Raw genomic sequence first — 13,265 nt, forward strand, 5'->3', positions numbered from 1 at the left:
GTTTCATCGCCAGCCAACGGCGAGCGCGACAGTCTGGCTCCAACCCCGGACCGGAGACGACCCACCATGCGCGCACTCTTCATTGGCGGCACCATCGACAACAGCGAGGTCGACCTCGACGGCGAGCCACCCCCCCAGTACCCGGAGCATGCCGAGGGCGACATCCAGCGCTACCGACTGTTCGAGACGGGTCGCCGCGATGGCGAGCCAGCCTACGCCGTGTATGCGGCGACGGAGATGGCGGACCCGGAAATCGAACGCGTCATCGGCGAGCGTGAATACGCCCGACGGTTTTCGGCCGACGAGACCGTCAGACGCTAACGGGTGCCATCTGCTTCAGCTTTGCAGCTCGCGCAGCGTCTGCGACGGCGGCGCGTCGAGTACCTTGCGGGTGGCGAACATGCCCGCAACGAGCGCGGCCAGCATGCCAAGCAATGCGCCGGCGAGCGCCATCAGCCAGTTCGGCTGCCACGGCAGATCGAGCACGCGCACCGCCACCACGCCAGCCAGCACCGATGCAGCGACCGCGGCAACCACGCCTGACAGCAGGCCGACCACCGCGAATTCCGACGCCTGCGCCAGGCGCAATTGACGCCGGCTGCCGCCCAGCACCCGCATCACCCCGCCCTCCAGCAAGCGCTCGTCCTGACTCGCGCTGACAGCTGCCAGCAGCACCAGCACGCCGGTGGCCAGCGAGAACCAGAACACCACCTCGACCACCACCGACACCTGGTCGGCCGTCGCCCGGACCTGCGAGAGCACCGCGTCGATGTCGATCACCGTCAGGTTGGGGAACCGTCCCACCAGGTCGGCGGTGAAACGGGGCTGATCGGGCGGAACGCTGACCGCGGTGATGTGGCTGGCCGGGAACCCGTCCAGTGAGCCCGGGGATGCGACCACGAAGAAGTTCGGCCGGAAGCTGGTCCAATCGACCTCACGCAGGCTGGTGATCGTGGCCGTGAACGGCTGGCCGGCGATATCGAACGACGCCGTATCGCCCAGTTTCCACCCCAGTGATTTGGCATAGCCGGACTCGACCGAAATCTCCGGGGTCGCCGGCACGCCGTCCCAGAAGCGGCCGGCAACCACGCGGTTGTCGTCATCCAGCGTCGCGGCCATGGACAGGTTGAATTCGCGCTCGGTGCGGCGGCGGTCGGGACTGTCGGTTGAATCGTCCGCAGCAGCGTCGGGCGATCGGACCACCGGCTCGCCGTTGTGGGCCACCAGCCGGGCGCGGATCATCGGATACAGGGTCGGAGCGCCAATGCCCTGGTCAGCGATGAAGGCCGCCACCGGATCGATCTGGTCATCCTGCACGTTGATGATGAAACGGTTGGGCGCATCGGCGGCCAACTGCAGCTGCCAGCGGTCCAGCAGGTCGGTGCGCACGAAGGTCAGCAGCAGCAAGGCCATCAGGCCCAGGCCGAGCGAGGCGATCTGGGCGATGCTGGTCGCCGGGCGACGACTGACGTTGGCCAGCCCGTAACGCAGGCTGCCGCGCATGCGCGGGCGCAGGCGGCGCAGCAGCGCGATCATCCCCCAGCCGAGCGCGCCGAGCACCGCCGCCGTGGCGACCAGTCCGCCCAGCATGGCGATGCCCAGCGTGGCCGAGCCCGCCTTCCACCACAGCAGAGCGGCCAGGCCGGCCAGTCCCGCGGCGGCCACCAGCCAGGCGCTGGGCTCGGTGGGATCCAGGTCGCGGCGCAGCACCCGCAGCGCGGGCACGCGGCGCAACGCCAACACCGGTGGTGCGCCAAACGCCATCAGCACGACCAGTCCGACGGCGAAGCCATGCAGGGCGGGCAACCAACCCGCGGGCGGGATGGTCATGCCCAGCACAGGCGCCAGCCACAGGCCGATCCCCCATTGCAACGCGAACGCCAGAACGACCCCTGCCATGCTGGCCATCAGTCCCAGCATCAGCAGCTCGCCGATATGGATACCCGCCAGGGTGGCCTGGCTGGCGCCCAGACAACGCATCACCGCGGTGCCAGATAAATGACGTTGGCTGTGCTGGCGCGCCGCCATGGCGACAGCGACCGCCGCCATCACCACCGAGACCAGCGCGGCCAGACCGAGGAAGCGCCCGGCACGGTCCAGCGCCGCGCGGATCTCCGGACGCGCATCGCCTGCGGTTTCAAGGCGCTGGCCACGGGCGAGCACCGGCTTGACCGCAGTGACGAACCGGTCCACCGCGCCGGCCTGGCCGGCCACCACCAGCCGGTAACCGATACGGCTACCCTCCTGCACCAGTCCCGTCGCCGGCAGATCTGCCAGATTGATGACCACCTTCGGCGCGATGTTGAAATAGTCCAGCGCGGCGTCCGGCTCGGCAGCGACCAGCGCGGCCAGTGTGAAGCGGGATTCGCCGACGACAATCGTGTCGCCGACCCGCGCATCCAGCGTGGTGGCCCCGGCGCGGCTCAGCCAGGCAGTGCCGGGCGCGGGAATGGCCGCGGCATCCCGCTCCACACCGTCCGCGTCGACAATGCGGAAAACGCCGCGCAACGGAAATCCGGTTCCCAGCGCGCGCAGGTCACCCAGCTGCAGGCGGGCGTCCGCGCCGCCGCCGATGCTGATCATGGTGTTGAGTTCGACGGTCGTGGTCTGTTGCAGGCCAAGCGATCCAGCGGTGTCGACAATGCCGGCGGCGATCGGCGAATCACCGCGAACCACCGCGTCGCCGCCGAGCAGCCGGTTGGCTTCTATGGCGAGCGCGCGCTCAGCCCGATCGGTGACAAACCCGACCGCGGTCACCGCGAGCACCGCCAACACCAGCGCGGCCAACAGGATGCGGATATCGCCGGCCCTGAGGTCCCGTCGCAGCTGCCGCCACGCCAATGCGGTCACTTTCATTGCGCCGCTGAGACGCCTCGCCGCCGGGGTGGCGCTCATGTTGCCTGCGTCTCAGGTGCAACCAGTCGTCCGCCATCCAGGCGCAAGCGCCGTCCGCAGCGGTCGGCCAGATGGTCGTCATGGGTCACCAGCACCAGCGTGGTTCCGGCTTGCGCGTTGAGTTGGAACAGCAGCTCGATGATCGCCTGGCCGGTGCGGCTGTCCAGATTGCCGGTCGGCTCGTCGGCAAACAGCAGCGAGGGCCGGGTTACGAACGCACGCGCAAGGGCGACGCGCTGCTGCTCACCGCCTGACAGCTGGCGCGGATAGTGGCCCAGACGCGCGCCAAGGCCGACCTGCTCCAGGATCGCGCGTGCCGGCCCTTCCGCGTCGCGGTCGCCGCGCAGTTCCAGAGGCAGCATCACGTTCTCCAGCGCGGTCAGCGAGGGCAGCAGCTGGAAGTTCTGGAACACGAAACCAACCTTCTCACCGCGCACCCGCGCCCGGCCGTCCTCGTCCAGGGTGGACAGCGCCTCGCCGTCAAGGACGACTTCGCCGCTGCTGGGGGTGTCCAGGCCGGCCATCAGCGACAGCAGGGTGCTCTTGCCCGAGCCGGACGCGCCGACGATGGCGATCGTGTCGCCCGCATCGATGGTGAACGTGATGGCGTCAAGGATGGTCAGCTCGCCGCTCGGCAGGGGGACGCGTTTGCCCAGTCCACGCACCGCCAACGCCGCTGGTCTGCTTGCTGCACCGGAACGTCCAACACTGGCATCGGCAGCGGGAGCGGTTCTCGTCGCTGTTTCATCGGCGGGCAGGGGGTGATCGGCCATGATGGCTCCTGGGTCACGGCCGCGCGGTGCGGTTGGGCGACGTTTGTTCGGATGGGAGAGCGATGGTGACAGTACGCAGAACCGGGGCATCCGGTTCCATGACGACACGATATGAGGCTGGACGGCGACGCATTCAATCCGGCGCTGTCTGGGCGATGCTGCTGCTGGCGTTCGCCGTTGTTCTGGTGGCGTTCGCACCGGCACGCGCAGCGGCTGCAGACAGGACCGTGCTGGTGATGGGCGACTCCCTGTCGGCCGGCTATGGCATGGCTGCCGAGCAGGGCTGGGTCGCGCTGACCGCGGACCGGATCGCGAAGCAGAAGCCTCAGTGGCGCGTGGTCAATGCCAGCATCAGCGGCGAGACCACCGCGGGCGGTCGCTCCCGGATCGTTGACGCGGTGGTGCGCGAACGCCCCGCCGTCGTGGTGATCGCACTGGGTGCCAACGACGGCCTGCGCGGACTGCCGACCTCGCGCAGCGCGGACAACCTCGCCTACATGATCGGCGCGGCGCACGGCGTGGGAGCCAAGGTGCTGCTGATCGGCATGCAGATGCCACCCAACCTGGGCGCGAGCTATACCCGGGCCTTCGAGCAGAACTACCGCACGTTGGCAGCACGCTTCGACGTTGCGCTGCTGCCGTTCCTGCTGCAGCCGATCGCCGCCGATCGCGATGCCTACCAGGACGACAACCTGCACCCCACCGCCGCCGTGCAGCCGCAATTGCGCGACCACGTCTGGACGGCACTGGCGCCGCTGCTGGACTAGCCAGGGTGAGATTGCCAGTTTCGAAGGCCCCTGAACCGGGCGGGCCAACGCCGGGTTTCGGCGCGTCACACTCCGCGCGTGCGGCCCTTCCCTACTGCCGCCGTTGGCCAGTCAACACCGGATATGGATTGATAGCGGTGCCCTTCCACCACTGCCGCTCCTCGCCCAGTTCGAAGATGCCGAAATGCAGGTGCGGCGCGTCGTCGCTGGCGTTGCCGGTGCTGCCCACGTAGCCGACCACGTCGCCCTGCTTCAGCGCCTGGCCTTCGGCGAGGTCGTCGGCGTAGCGGTCCAGGTGAGCGTAGTAGTAGGCGTAGCGGCCACTGGGCTCGAATTGGTAGATGGTCAGCCCGCCGCGGTCGCTGGTGAACAGCTTCTCCACCTCACCGTCAGCGACGGCCAGCACCGGCGTCCCGCGCTCGGCCATGATGTCGATGGCCTCGTGGACCCGTCCGCTGCCACGCGCATCCTCGTAGGTGTTGGCCAGTTGCTTGGGGGTGACGCCTCGTACCGGCACGATCAGCTTCAACTTGCCGGCGGCGGCAACATCGGCGGCGGCGCGGGGTGCTGCCGTCTGGACTTCCGTGCCGCCGTGACCGATGTCGGCGTCGGGCGAGACGACGTCGGGCACAACGCGCTTCGGGTCAACACGAACCAGCTCGGGCGTCAGTCCGGTGTCCGGGCTCGCCGGCGCGGCAAGTGGTTCCACCGCGACTGGCTCGCGGTGAATTTCCGACATCGCAGGCACCGGCGCCTCCGCCGGGGCTGGCGGACGACGGCTCATCACGAAATAGACGAGGTTCGCTCCAACCAGCACGCCGGCGAGGAACAGCAACACACCCCTCAGCATGTTGGCGCCCGTGTGGACGGGGTGCCGGATGTCGATGCGACAACGGCGTGTTGAAGCGCGCTGCGAGGTTGATGTCGGGACGTGGGAACGGGCGATGGAGTCATTGGCGATGCCGGCTGGGAGTCGTCGTGATCCTCTCCGATGCGGACATGCGGGCGCGTGAACGCGGCGCTTGCCACCGCAACCTCAGGCGACCTTGCGGCGTTTGGCCGCGCTCTTCGCGGCGTCCCCGCCGGCCGTTCCCTTGCCGGCCGAGGGCGGCGATTTGCTGGGCGCGGCCTTCTTCGTCGCGGTCTTCTTGGCGGTGCTGGCGGGCGGCTTTTTCGAGGTCGCGCTGCCCGGCTTTTTCGCGGCCGTTTTCGTCGGCTTCTTCTTCGCCGCTGGCTTTTTCTTCGACGGCTTGGTGGCCCCGGTCTGTTCCGCTGCCGGCGTGCGCTGCTTGCGCTTGATGCTCTGCTGCAGCAGCGACATGAAGTCCACCACGTTGGTCGCCGCGTGATCGGGGACTGCCGGTTCTTCTTCTGCATGCTCGACCACCTTGTGGTCCTTGACCCGCTTGGCGATCACATCGTGCAGGCGCTGGCGGAATTCGTCGTGGTACGCGTCGGGATCCCAATCCCCCGACATCGCCTCGATCAACTGCTCGGAAATCTTCTGCTCCTTGGCGGTGATGCGGTAGTCCTCCGGCTTGCCTTCGGGGATCCGGTATTCGTCGATATCCACCAGCTCCTGGGGGAAGCGCATCATCAGCAGCAACAGCGCCTGGCCGTGCGGGATCACCGCGCACAGGCTCTCGCGGGTGCGGATCACCACGCGCGCCACGCCGATGCGCCCGGTCGCGCTCAGCGCCTCACGCAGGAGCACGTAGCCTTTTTCTGCTTTTTTTGCCGGCACCAGCACATAGGGCTTCTCGAAATAGCGCGGATCGATCTGGCTGGCGTCGATAAAGGACTCGACCTCGATCGCGTCATGGCTCTCCGGCGCCGCCGAGCGGATGTCCTCGGGCTCGAGCACGACGTAACTGCCCTTGTCGTACTCGAAGGCCTTGACGATGTCCTTCCAGGCGACTTCCTCGCCGGTGGAGGAGTTGACCCGCTCGTAGCGGATCGGCGTCTGGTCGCGGGAATCGAGCATGCGCAGGGAGATGTCGGTCCGGCGCTCGCCGGCCATCAGCGACACGGGGATGTTCAACAGTCCGAAGGACAACGTGCCGGTCCAGATCGGGCGGGCCATGGGCAACTCCTGCCGGGCGGGCGATTGAGAGGCAAGTATCCGCAGCCAAGGGTGACGCACGCGTGCACTGGCGCGGGGCGTTGCTGGCAGCTGCGAGCACCTGCGCAGCTGAGCCGGCAGCGTTTCACCGCCCATTGCCGTGGCCACGTTTAGCGTCGAGGCCAGATCCCACTGGAGTCAGCCATGTCACGCCAAGCAGCGCGCGTCCACACCGATCCGGCCGAAATTGCCCGGATACAGGAACATATCGAACAGCTTCCGGGGGGCGCGCACGTCAGCCTGCTGATGGAGGATGGCGAGGAGATCGAGGGCATCGTCGTCGCGCGTCCGTCCGCGCAGCTGTTCTTCAGTCCCGAGGGCATCGAAGGTACCAATGCGAAGGTGCGGCTGGTGCAGCCGGCCATGTACCAGCCCGAAAGCGTGGCCAATACCGATGTCTGGCTGGACCGGATCGTGCTGGTCCGGCGACTGGATCCCGAACCGCAGCCGCTTCCCGCGCCCGGCCACTGAGCCCGGGAGTCAAATTGCAGGCAAAAAGAAACCCGGCCGAAGCCGGGTTCCTCTGTATCTCGTGCAATCGCCGAAGCGACTGCAGTTGATTGGTGCTTAGACGGCTTCTACCGCGTCAGCCTGCAGGCCCTTCTGGCCCTGGGTGACGGTGAAGCTGACCTTCTGGCCTTCCTGCAGGGACTTGAAGCCCTGACCCTGGATAGCGCGGAAGTGAACGAACACGTCCTCGCCATTCTCACGGGAGATGAAGCCGAAGCCCTTTGCATCGTTGAACCACTTGACGGTACCGGTTTCGCGGTCAGACATTTTCTTGCTCCTTGGAACATTGTTTTTGAAATACCGCACGAATGCGGCGAGATGCTGGTTGCAAGGAGTAAGCGAGGTGCAACGATGTAGCGGATCAGGGATCTACAGCATCGGGCCACGATTCACGGTGACCCTGGCAAACAGCAAAGCGCACCGTACTGCCAGCCGGCCGCGATTGCAACAAGTTCGTGCTCCGGACCGACCCGGCGTTCAGGAGCGCAGTCGCTTTCCAGAACCGCAGGCCTGGCGGAAAGACGCATGCTGCCGCACAGGCGCCGTGACGATTATCCTGTCCACCGGCGCCCGCGCGCGCCACTTCACTTCCAGACGCAAAGAGCGCTTGCCATGACCGACCCAAACACCCCGCCCGACCGCCTCGCCACCAATCCGCGCAGCCCGTACTTCGACGAATCGATGTTCGAGCGCGGCATCGGCATCCGCTTCAATGGCGAGGAGAAGACCAACGTGGAGGAGTACTGCGTCAGCGAAGGCTGGGTGCGGCTGCCGGTGGGCAAGTCGCTGGATCGCCGCGGCAACGCGATGACCATGAAGTTCAGCGGCACCGTGGAGCCCTACTTTCTGGATACTGTGACCGGCACTGACGGCGAATAACAGTCCCGCACCGCGGGTACGCGGACTCCACACACAGAAAGGGGACGGCCGGGACCGTCCCCTGAATGCCGCGACCGAAGACGAGTACGGTCGCGGCAAAGCAGATATCGCTGTGTTTACGGCAGCAGGACAGCGTCGATCACGTGGATCACGCCATTGCTCGCCATCAGGTCGGCCGTGGTGACCATTGCGCTGTTGCCCTTGGCGTCAGTGAGTTTCACGCCGCCGTTGTCGATCTGCGCGGTCAGCGTCTCGCCATTGACGGTGGTCAGTTCCGCCTTGCCACCACCGGCGCTGATCAGTTCGGTCAGCGCAGCCGCATCCACGGATCCAGGCACCACGTGGAAGGTGAGGATGCCGCTGAGGTCGGCCTTATTCTCGGGCTTCAGGAGCGTGTCCACAGTGCCTTCGGGCAGCTTGTCGAACGCGGCGTTGGTCGGCGCGAACACGGTGAAGGGACCGGCGCCTTGCAGCGTGCCGACCAGGTCGGCGGCCTTGACGGCGGCGACCAGCGTGCTGTGGTCGGGCGACTGGCTGGCGGTAGCGACGATGTCGCCGGTGGTCACGGCATCGCCCATGGTGTCGGCGGGCAGGGATTCGGCGGACATGCTGCCGGCGGACATCCGATCCGACGCTGCGGTGTCGCTGGTCATTGCGCTTGGGACGCTGGCATCGGCGTCGGTCTTCTGCGCGCACGCCGACATCGACACCGTGGCCGCAATGGCGGTGGTCAGGGCGAGGGGGAGCAGCATCTTGGTGTTCATGGGGAAACTCCGGTCCGGTGGGGGAAATGGCGACGGCAATCGCCACCATGTCCCTTGTTACGGGTGCGGGGCCGGCATGGATGCATCACGCGGCCTTGACCGGGCGGACCTGGCGCCAGCTCAGCCCAACGCCGTGTCCAGCAACATCATCAGCACGAAGCCGACCATCAATCCGGAGGTCGCGTGCTGCTCGTGCCCTTGGCGGTGTGACTCGGGAATGATCTCGTGACTGACCACGAACAGCATCGCCCCGGCGGCGAAACCCAGACCCACCGGCAGCAGCAGTGGTGCCGCGACCAGCACGCTGGCGCCCAACACGGCGCCGACCGGTTCGATCAGGCCCGAGCCGGCGCCCACCAGCACGGCGCGGGTGCGGTCATAGCCGACCGCCATCAGCGCGATGGCCACCACCAATCCCTCCGGCAGATCCTGGATCGCGATGCCGGTGGTCAGCAGTACGCCGTGCGCGTTGCCGGAGGCGAACGCGGCGCCGATGGCGAGGCCCTCGGGCAGGTTGTGCAGGCAGATCGCGAAGACGAACAACCAGGCGCGTTTCAGGCGCGCCGGTGACGGACCTTCCGGTCCCTTGATGAAATGCTCGTGCGGGACCAGGCGCTCCATCAGCATGATCGCCAATGCGCCTGCCAGGATCGCGGCGCCCACGAGGGACCCGGACCTCCATGGGCCCAGACCGGTCTCCGCAGCCGCCTGCAGGCCCGGCAGGACCAGCGAGAAAGCGCTCGCGGCGAGCATCACGCCGGCACCGAAGCCCAGCAGCGCGTCCTGGAAGCGCTCGCCGATGCCGCGCGAGAACCACGCAGGCAGCGTGCCCAACGCGGTCGCCGCCGCAGCGATCAGGCCCCCACACAGGGCGCCCAGCACCGGGCTGGCATCGATCGTCGCCAGTATCATGCCTTCAGCTTCCAACCAGTGCGGAATATCCACCACACCGCCAGCAGGCACAGCACCAGGAACGTTCCGATCGCGGCCACACTGACGCCGATGTTGACGTCCGACACGCCGTAGAAGCTCCAGCGGAACCCGCTGATCAGGTACACCACCGGGTTGAACAGGGTGATCTTCTGCCACACCGGCGGCAGCATGCTGATCGAGTAGAACGCACCGCCCAGGAAGGTCAGCGGGGTGATCACCATCATCGGGATCACCTGCAGCTTCTGGAAGTCGTCCGCCCACAGACCGATGATGAAGCCGAACAGGCTGAAGCTCACCGCCGTCAGCAGCAGGAAGCACAGCATCCAGACCGGGTGGGCGATTTGATAAGGCACGAACAGGCGCGCGGTGGCGAGGATCAGGAAGCCGACCAGTACCGACTTGGTGGTCGCCGCGCCGACATAGCCGATCACCACCTCCACCGCCGACACCGGCGCGGACAGCAGCTCGTAGATCGTGCCCGACCATTTGGGCATGTAGATGCCGAAGGATGCGTTGGAGATGCTCTCGTTGAGCAGCGACAGCATGATCAGCCCGGGAATGATGAAGGCGCCGTAGCCCACGCCGTCTATGTCGCCCATGCGCGAGCCAATCGCCGCGCCGAACACGGCGAAGTACAGCGAGGTCGACAGCACCGGTGAGATGATGCTTTCGGCGAGGGTGCGGAAGGTACGCGCCATCTCGAAACGGTAGATCGCGCGAATCGCATGGATGTTCATGCGCGGGACTGCCGCTGACGGGCCGTGTCGGAATGCACGAGGCTGACGAAGATGTCTTCCAGCGAACTCTGGCTGGAGTGCAGATCCTTGAAGTCGATGCCCAGGGTGTTGAGTTGGCGCAGCAGTGGCGCGATGCCGGTCGCCTCGCCCTGCGCATCGAAGGTGTACACCAGTGCGCTGCCATCGCCGCTCAACTCCAGCGGCAGTCCGGCCAGCGCCGCCGGCAGACTCGCCAGCGGCTCCTGCAGGACCAGCGTCAGCTGCTTCTTGCCGAGTTTGCGCATCAGCGCGTGCTTGTCCTCCACCAGCACCAGCTCGCCGCGGTTGATGACGCCGATGCGGTCAGCCATCTGCTCGGCTTCCTCGATGTAATGCGTGGTCAGGATGATGGTCACGCCCTGCTCGCGCAGACCACGGACCATTTCCCACATGTCGTGGCGCAACTCGACGTCCACCCCAGCCGTGGGCTCGTCCAGGAACAGGATCGAGGGCTCGTGCGCGAGGGCCTTGGCGATCAGTACGCGTCGCTTCATGCCACCCGACAGGGCGAGGATCTTGCTGTTGCGCTTGTCCCACAGCGACAGCTGGCGCAGTACCTTCTCCAGGTGCGCTGGGTTGGGCGGCTTGCCGAACAGCCCGCGGCTGAAGCGCACCGTCGCCCAGACGGTCTCAAACGCGTCCGTCGACAACTCCTGCGGGACCAGACCGATCTTGCCGCGCGCGGCGCGGTAGTCGCGCACGATATCGTGGCCGTCGGCGATCACGCTGCCGCTGCTGGCATTGACGATGCCGCAGACGATGCTGATCAAAGTGGTCTTGCCGGCACCGTTGGGGCCCAGCAGGGCGAAGATCTCGCCTCGCCGTATCTCCAGGTTGATCCCCTTGAGCGCCTGAAATCCAGAGGCGTAGGTCTTGGTGAGCTGCTGGACGGCGATGATCGGGGACACGCGGCGTTCCGGTGGCGGGTTGCGACCGGTTGATCGTAACCAACCGCTGGTCGCCGCGGCGTGGGTTTAGACCAGCTCGTCTCCGCTGCGTTTGGCGGCGCGCGTGTCCCGGTACAGCCCGACGCCCATGATCACCATCATCAACAGCACGATGGCGGGCCAGATCAGTACATACACAGTCATCAGCAAGTCACGCATTGCTTATCTCCTCAGCGCTCCGACGCGGGCGCGATCGCCGCCGCATCGGGCTCCTCGTCCTGGAAGTTGGTCACCCGCTTGGCAATCAGGTTGAAGTCGAAGGGTTTGTGGTTGCCGACGCTCAGCGCCGAGCAGACCAGCGTGCTGACACCGTAGGCGTTGAGCGAGGCGAGCAGGACCGGATAGTCACGCAGGAAGCCCAGCATCGGCACCACCAGTACCAGCGCGGCTACCACGCCCACCGCCAGTCCGGTGCGCCTGCCGAAGAAGCCGAACGCCATCAGCCCCAGCACCACGCCGGCGCCTACCGCGGCAAAGACCTCCAGCAGGACTGCCAGCGCCCCTTCGATCGGGACCAGCTGGAAGCGCGCAACGATGAAGAACACCAGCGACACCGCGACCGCGACCGTAAAGGCGCGATTGGTGACCTTGTTCCAGTACACGCTGGCAATCACCGGGAACACGATCGAGCCCCACAGCGCGCCGACGAACACCAGCAGGTCGAGGATGTCGATGCGGAAGCTGGCGAAAATCAGCCCGGCGGTGGTCGCCACGATCATCGTGATGCGGCCGACCCAGAGCATGGTCGAGGGGCGGACCTTGCCGCGCGCCAGGTTCTTCCCGTAGATGTCGGTCATCATGATCGAGGACAACGCGGACAGGTCCGAGTCGGCCGTCGACGACAGCGAGCCGATCACCATGATGAAGAAGATGCCGACCACGAACGGCGACAGGTAGGTCGAGGCCATCTGCGGGATCAGGTTGTTGTGGTCGCCATCGGCCGGACTCATGCCGATCATCAGCGCGAACACCCCGATCATCCCCAGCCCGATCACCGTGGCGCCGTAGCTGACCGTGGCCGCCAGGAAGGTCGGCTTGATCAGGTCCTCGCGCACCGCGAACAGGCGCTGGGCGATGGTCTGGTTGCCGATGGCGTAGGCCAGCACCGCAACGAAGTACGGCGCGCCCTGCTCCAGGAAGGCCTGGCGTGAGAAGAACGTGGACTGCTCGGCGCTGATCCGGTCCCAACCCTGGGTGAAGATCTCGGTCCCACCCGCGCTGAAGAACACCAGCGGGATGATCAGTGCCGCAGAGCCCATCATCGCCGCCACCTGGACCACGTCGGTCAGCAGCGATGCGCGGAAGCCCGACCACAACGTATAGGACAGGGTGCCAATACCGGCGATCAGCACGCCGTGGACGAAATCCAGTGGCGAGAGCATCGCCACCAGCGCGCCTGCCGCGGTGAAGTTCGCCATCAGGCTGATCACGCTACCGACGATGTTCGAGCCGGCCAGGATCAGCTGGCTGGAACGGCCGTGGCGGGCGTGCATGATCTCCGCCAGGGTGTGGGCGTCGGGCGCCAGTTCGCGGAAGCGGCGCCCGAAGGGGTAAATGAAAAGGATCATCAGGGCGCCCCACAGGCCGTAATGGATCGGGCCGGAGATGCCGTACTTGTAGCCCGAGGTCGCCGCGGCGTAGAAGGACGCGGCCCAGATCCAGGTCGCGGTCATGCTGGCGGCGGACACGCCGAAGCCGACCTGGCTGCTGGACGTCATGTAGCCGTCGACGTTTTCGTTGCGCCGCCCGATGCGCGTGGAGATCAGGAAGGTTCCGCCGTAGAAGGCCAGCAACAGCAGCAAGACAGTGGAGGATTGCAGTTGGTGGAACTCGAACGCAGGAACTGCCAAGGACTTCTCCGGTAGTGGCAACGGGGTTGCGGGACGGGAGCGCGGGCCC

Annotated in this window: 15 protein-coding genes; 4 read left to right on the plus strand and 11 right to left on the minus strand. The window is 66.6% G+C overall.

Features of this window, described 5'->3' with window-relative positions; genetic code table 11:
- The first annotated feature begins 66 nt into the window (after nucleotides 1–66).
- Nucleotides 67–321: a hypothetical protein gene (locus tag KZ491_RS10620; protein WP_222565818.1), complete on the plus strand. Its 255-nt coding sequence runs from the start codon at nucleotides 67–69 to the stop codon at nucleotides 319–321.
- Nucleotides 322–336: 15 nt separating this feature from the next.
- Here KZ491_RS10620 and KZ491_RS10625 read toward each other — a convergent pair whose 3' ends face one another.
- Both KZ491_RS10625 and KZ491_RS10630 read right to left on the minus strand, forming a co-directional pair.
- On the minus strand, nucleotides 337–2,895 hold the full coding sequence (locus KZ491_RS10625; protein ID WP_246606757.1) for an ABC transporter permease: 2,559 nt from the start codon (nucleotides 2,893–2,895) through the stop codon (nucleotides 337–339).
- The gene (locus KZ491_RS10630) at nucleotides 2,892–3,668 is read right to left on the minus strand and encodes an ABC transporter ATP-binding protein (protein WP_222565819.1); all 777 of its coding nucleotides are present in this window, start codon (nucleotides 3,666–3,668) and stop codon (nucleotides 2,892–2,894) included. The genes KZ491_RS10625 and KZ491_RS10630 overlap by 4 nt, the downstream gene beginning before the upstream one ends.
- A gap of 98 nt (nucleotides 3,669–3,766) precedes the next feature.
- Between KZ491_RS10630 and KZ491_RS10635 the strand changes: the two genes are divergently transcribed.
- Complete coding sequence (locus tag KZ491_RS10635) at nucleotides 3,767–4,435, plus strand: arylesterase (RefSeq protein WP_222565820.1); 669 nt, start codon at nucleotides 3,767–3,769, stop codon at nucleotides 4,433–4,435.
- A gap of 91 nt (nucleotides 4,436–4,526) precedes the next feature.
- On the opposite strand, the gene KZ491_RS12895 is transcribed toward KZ491_RS10635, so the two are convergent.
- Nucleotides 4,527–5,282 carry a M23 family metallopeptidase gene (locus KZ491_RS12895; RefSeq protein WP_343225614.1) on the minus strand — a complete coding sequence of 252 codons (756 nt, stop codon included), beginning with the start codon at nucleotides 5,280–5,282 and terminating at the stop codon, nucleotides 4,527–4,529.
- A 189-nt stretch (nucleotides 5,283–5,471) separates the two neighbouring features.
- Complete coding sequence (gene ku / locus KZ491_RS10645; protein ID WP_222565821.1) at nucleotides 5,472–6,518, minus strand: non-homologous end joining protein Ku; 1,047 nt, start codon at nucleotides 6,516–6,518, stop codon at nucleotides 5,472–5,474.
- Between the two features lie 183 nt (nucleotides 6,519–6,701).
- Here ku and KZ491_RS10650 point away from each other — a divergent pair, with 183 nt between their 5' ends.
- Nucleotides 6,702–7,028 (plus strand): DUF3247 family protein, encoded by a 327-nt coding sequence (locus KZ491_RS10650; RefSeq protein WP_222565822.1) that lies wholly within the window; start codon nucleotides 6,702–6,704, stop codon nucleotides 7,026–7,028.
- Between the two features lie 96 nt (nucleotides 7,029–7,124).
- Here the strand turns inward: KZ491_RS10650 and KZ491_RS10655 are convergent, their stop codons facing one another.
- On the minus strand, nucleotides 7,125–7,334 hold the full coding sequence (locus KZ491_RS10655) for a cold-shock protein (protein WP_043958777.1): 210 nt from the start codon (nucleotides 7,332–7,334) through the stop codon (nucleotides 7,125–7,127).
- A 345-nt stretch (nucleotides 7,335–7,679) separates the two neighbouring features.
- On the opposite strand from KZ491_RS10655, the gene KZ491_RS10660 reads away from it, so the two are divergent.
- Nucleotides 7,680–7,946 carry a DUF3297 family protein gene (locus tag KZ491_RS10660; protein ID WP_222565823.1) on the plus strand — a complete coding sequence of 89 codons (267 nt, stop codon included), beginning with the start codon at nucleotides 7,680–7,682 and terminating at the stop codon, nucleotides 7,944–7,946.
- A gap of 116 nt (nucleotides 7,947–8,062) precedes the next feature.
- On the opposite strand, the gene KZ491_RS10665 is transcribed toward KZ491_RS10660, so the two are convergent.
- The 6 genes from KZ491_RS10665 to KZ491_RS10690 all read right to left on the minus strand — a co-directional run bounded on the left by KZ491_RS10665 (nucleotide 8,063) and on the right by KZ491_RS10690 (nucleotide 13,216).
- Nucleotides 8,063–8,569 (minus strand): fasciclin domain-containing protein, encoded by a 507-nt coding sequence (locus KZ491_RS10665; RefSeq protein ID WP_246606795.1) that lies wholly within the window; start codon nucleotides 8,567–8,569, stop codon nucleotides 8,063–8,065.
- Nucleotides 8,570–8,830: 261 nt separating this feature from the next.
- Nucleotides 8,831–9,622 (minus strand): ZIP family metal transporter, encoded by a 792-nt coding sequence (locus tag KZ491_RS10670; RefSeq protein ID WP_222565824.1) that lies wholly within the window; start codon nucleotides 9,620–9,622, stop codon nucleotides 8,831–8,833.
- A complete protein-coding gene (locus KZ491_RS10675) occupies nucleotides 9,619–10,380 on the minus strand; it encodes an ABC transporter permease (RefSeq protein ID WP_222565825.1) in 762 nt (253 codons plus the stop codon). The genes KZ491_RS10670 and KZ491_RS10675 overlap by 4 nt, the downstream gene beginning before the upstream one ends.
- Nucleotides 10,377–11,327, minus strand: coding sequence for an ABC transporter ATP-binding protein (locus tag KZ491_RS10680; protein WP_222565826.1), 951 nt, complete (start codon nucleotides 11,325–11,327; stop codon nucleotides 10,377–10,379). The genes KZ491_RS10675 and KZ491_RS10680 overlap by 4 nt, the downstream gene beginning before the upstream one ends.
- 66 nt (nucleotides 11,328–11,393) lie before the next feature.
- Complete coding sequence (locus KZ491_RS10685; protein ID WP_222565827.1) at nucleotides 11,394–11,525, minus strand: putative transporter small subunit; 132 nt, start codon at nucleotides 11,523–11,525, stop codon at nucleotides 11,394–11,396.
- A gap of 11 nt (nucleotides 11,526–11,536) precedes the next feature.
- Entirely contained in the window at nucleotides 11,537–13,216 is a 1,680-nt protein-coding gene (locus KZ491_RS10690; RefSeq protein ID WP_222565828.1) for a sodium:solute symporter family protein, read from the minus strand.
- Between the last annotated feature and the right edge of the window lie 49 nt (nucleotides 13,217–13,265).

Source organism: Novilysobacter antarcticus (assembly GCF_019802285.1).
Classification (GTDB): Bacteria; Pseudomonadota; Gammaproteobacteria; order Xanthomonadales; family Xanthomonadaceae; genus Novilysobacter; species Novilysobacter antarcticus.

What these genes read in the sequence shown, in the direction of transcription:
- KZ491_RS10620 (WP_222565818.1), top strand. Translation starts at nt 67, where the DNA reads ATGCGCGCACTCTTCATTGGCGGCACCATCGACAACAGCGAGGTCGAC.
- KZ491_RS10625 (WP_246606757.1), bottom strand. Translation starts at nt 2,895, where the DNA reads ATGAGCGCCACCCCGGCGGCGAGGCGTCTCAGCGGCGCAATGAAAGTG.
- KZ491_RS10630 (WP_222565819.1), bottom strand. Translation starts at nt 3,668, where the DNA reads ATGGCCGATCACCCCCTGCCCGCCGATGAAACAGCGACGAGAACCGCT.
- KZ491_RS10635 (WP_222565820.1), top strand. Translation starts at nt 3,767, where the DNA reads ATGACGACACGATATGAGGCTGGACGGCGACGCATTCAATCCGGCGCT.
- ku (WP_222565821.1), bottom strand. Translation starts at nt 6,518, where the DNA reads ATGGCCCGCCCGATCTGGACCGGCACGTTGTCCTTCGGACTGTTGAAC.
- KZ491_RS10650 (WP_222565822.1), top strand. Translation starts at nt 6,702, where the DNA reads ATGTCACGCCAAGCAGCGCGCGTCCACACCGATCCGGCCGAAATTGCC.
- KZ491_RS10655 (WP_043958777.1), bottom strand. Translation starts at nt 7,334, where the DNA reads ATGTCTGACCGCGAAACCGGTACCGTCAAGTGGTTCAACGATGCAAAG.
- KZ491_RS10660 (WP_222565823.1), top strand. Translation starts at nt 7,680, where the DNA reads ATGACCGACCCAAACACCCCGCCCGACCGCCTCGCCACCAATCCGCGC.
- KZ491_RS10665 (WP_246606795.1), bottom strand. Translation starts at nt 8,569, where the DNA reads ATGTCCGCCGGCAGCATGTCCGCCGAATCCCTGCCCGCCGACACCATG.
- KZ491_RS10670 (WP_222565824.1), bottom strand. Translation starts at nt 9,622, where the DNA reads ATGATACTGGCGACGATCGATGCCAGCCCGGTGCTGGGCGCCCTGTGT.
- KZ491_RS10675 (WP_222565825.1), bottom strand. Translation starts at nt 10,380, where the DNA reads ATGAACATCCATGCGATTCGCGCGATCTACCGTTTCGAGATGGCGCGT.
- KZ491_RS10685 (WP_222565827.1), bottom strand. Translation starts at nt 11,525, where the DNA reads ATGCGTGACTTGCTGATGACTGTGTATGTACTGATCTGGCCCGCCATC.